This window comes from Protofrankia sp. CiT1, assembly GCF_917627335.1.
Taxonomy (GTDB): domain Bacteria; phylum Actinomycetota; class Actinomycetes; order Frankiales; family Frankiaceae; genus Protofrankia.
Map to the genome: position 1 here is coordinate 1 of NZ_CAKJTP010000280.1, position 2,837 is coordinate 2,837.

The following is a 2,837-nucleotide window of genomic DNA, read 5'->3' on the forward strand; positions in this document are numbered from 1 at the left end:
GATCCACGCCCCTATTGCCGGGCGCTCTTAGAGCGTGTTTGAGATCGGGCTTTCGATCAGTGAGCCGCGTCCAGGCGGCTCCTGGCCGCGTCACCGCGGCGGCTTTGGGCCACCAGGGCACGCTCGGTCGACCGTCATGCGTGTTGATCGACCGAGCAAGCCCTAGAAACTGGCGAACAGGTCCCGGGGCATGGCGATCCGCGCGGCTTCGGACAACGACCCGGAGACCGATGGGTAGATCGCAAACGTGTGGGCAACCTGGTCGACGGTCAGGCCGTTGGCGACCGCCAGCGACACCGGGAAGATCAGTTCTGACGCCCGGGGCGCTACGACAACCCCACCCAGAACGCTGCCGCTGCCAGGCCGACAGAACAGCTTGACGAAACCGTCCGTGACGGCCTCCATCTTCGCCCGCGGGTTCCGGGCAAGCGGGAGGATCGTCGTATGCGCCGCGACCGCGCCTGACTCGATCATCCGTTGGGAGATGCCGACGGTCGCGATCTCCGGCTCGGTGAAGATGTTCGACGACACGGTACCCAGCCGCAGTGGGGTGACCGCCTCACCGAGCGCGTGCCACATGGCGATCCTGCCCTGCATGGCGGCGACGGACGCCAGCGGCAGCACCCCGGTACAGTCACCAGCGGCGTAGACCCCCGGCACCGATGTCCTCGACATCCGGTCGACCTCGATATGGCCGGTCGTGTTCAGGCGTATCCCGACGTCGGTCAGACCGATCTCCGATGTGCGCGGCACCGAACCGACGGCCATCAGGACGTGGCTGCCACTGATGATCCTGCCGTCCTCGAGTTCGACCTCCACACCGTCGGCGACCCGGCGGGTCGCTGCCGCCCGGGAGCAGCCCAGCACCGTGACACCCCTGCGCCCGAACACATCCTCCAGGACCCGGGCCGCGTCGGGATCCTCCCCAGGCAGCACCCGGTCGCGGGAGGAGATGAGTGTCACCTGCGCACCGAGCGCCCGGTAGGCGCTGGCGAACTCGGCGCCGGTGACGCCGGAACCGACCACGATCAGATGTTCGGGCAGCCTGTCGAGGTCGTAGAGATGGCGCCAGGTGAGAATTCTCTCACCGTCAGGTATCGCGGTCGGCACGATCCGCGGCGACGCACCGGTGGCGATCAACATGATGTCGCCGAAGAACGCCTCACCAGAATCGATCTCGACGACATGCGGACCGACCAGCCGCCCGCGGGCGTGCACAACCCGGACGGCCTCTTTTTCCAGTCGGGTCTCGATGTCACGGGACTGCGCCTGGGCAAGCCCCCGTACCCGGGCGTAGACCCGCTCGATGTCCACACCAGCACCGGCAGGCAGCTCACAACCGGGTGCCGCCATGGCATCCCAGCCCGCTTCCGGCAGCACGAAACCGCCGTCTCGCAGCCGGACACCGAGCGAGGGCGCCGCGGCCAGGGCCGTCATCGCCGCCGATGTGGCGATCAGGGCCTTCGATGGAACACAGTCAGTAAGGACGCAGGCACCGCCCATCCCATCCGCATCGATGAGTGTGACAAATGCCCCCAGCTCAGCTCCGACAAGGGCCGCCTCATACCCACCGGGCCCCCCTCCAAGGATGACAATTCGCGGCACGTGCGCGCTCCCTTCCGTGGGCGGCGTTCCCATCAGCTATCTTGCCTCCTGCCGCGCGCCGTACCACTGGGATCGGACCGACTTTCGTACAATCAGGGAAAGGTAACCCGCCGGCCCGGTGCGTCAGCACAGTCGGGGAGAACGTGGGTACGGTAGGCGCCAGTGGAGATCCTTGAGATACGCCGTCACCCCGGCCGCGATGGCCGCGACGAAAGAGCCCGCGAGAGGCGTACGCCATGACCATGTACGCCGCCTACGGCAGCAACCTCGATCCGGCCCAGATGAAGGAACGTGCACCACACGCTCCGGTCATCGGGACCGGCTGGATACACGGCTGGAGACTCACCTTCGGTGGCGAGGACGTCGGCTGGGAAGGCGCGCTCGCCACTATCGTCGAGTCCCCCGGCTCCCATGTCTACGTGATGCTCTACGACATCGACCGGCGTGATCTGCGGCAGCTCGACGTGTGGGAGGGCGCCGACGCCGGCCTCTACACCCGCATCCGCGTGCGCGTTTCCACCCTGGACGGCGACGCGCTTGCCTGGGCGTACGTCCTGGACGCCTACGAAGGCGGGCTGCCGTCCAAACGGTACGTATCGATCATGGCCGACGCGGCGGAGCGAGCCGGTGCTCCGGCCGACTACGTCGCCCAGCTACGCATGCGCCCAACCGCGTAAGAGCGCCCAGCGGCAAGTGCGTGGAGCAAGGAGCGAGGCTGGGGAGCGATGGCGTGAGGGGCCCCGGGCTCGCCCCGTCGCCTACGAGTTGTCGATCGGAGCGGAGCGCAACGCCGGTTCCTGCTGCTGGACAGTCTGCCCACGCGCGGCCAGCTCGTCGCTCAGCAGCCCGAGGATGCGCACGAGGTCGGCCTGATCTTGCGCGGACAGCACATCGAACAGCGTCGAAGCGCGTTCGACGTGTTCGCGACCGACCCTGTCCACGACGCGTTCACCCTTGCTTGTCAGGGTGATGAGCGTCGCCCGGCGATCCCGCGGATGGCGGGCGCGGCGGACCAGGCCTTCGTGCTCAAGGGTGTCGACAAGCCCGGTGATGGCCCGAGCTGTCGTTCCGAGATCATCAACAAGATCACGCATGATGGGCGGATGCGGATGGTGTCGCAAAGCCGACAGCAGCCGCACACCAGCCGGACTCACACCATCGAGACCGACAGTGGCCTGAAGATAGCGCACCCAGGCTGGCCCAAAACGAACAAAAGCATAAAAAACACGCTC

3 protein-coding genes are annotated in these 2,837 nt (G+C 67.1%); 1 reads left to right on the plus strand and 2 read right to left on the minus strand.

Going from position 1 to position 2,837, the window contains the following annotated elements; translation table 11 throughout:
* Window positions 1-162: 162 nt before the first annotated feature.
* On the minus strand, window positions 163-1,605 hold the full coding sequence (locus MJ785_RS21485) for an NAD(P)H-quinone dehydrogenase (protein ID WP_239311402.1): 1,443 nt from the start codon (window positions 1,603-1,605) through the stop codon (window positions 163-165).
* A gap of 236 nt (window positions 1,606-1,841) precedes the next feature.
* On the opposite strand from MJ785_RS21485, the gene MJ785_RS21490 reads away from it, so the two are divergent.
* Window positions 1,842-2,282, plus strand: a complete 441-nt coding sequence (locus MJ785_RS21490; RefSeq protein WP_239311394.1) for a gamma-glutamylcyclotransferase — start codon at window positions 1,842-1,844, stop codon at window positions 2,280-2,282.
* 81 nt (window positions 2,283-2,363) lie between these two features.
* Here MJ785_RS21490 and MJ785_RS21495 read toward each other — a convergent pair.
* A partial coding sequence (locus tag MJ785_RS21495; RefSeq protein ID WP_239382663.1) for a MarR family winged helix-turn-helix transcriptional regulator occupies window positions 2,364-2,837 on the minus strand: 474 nt, incomplete at its 5' end.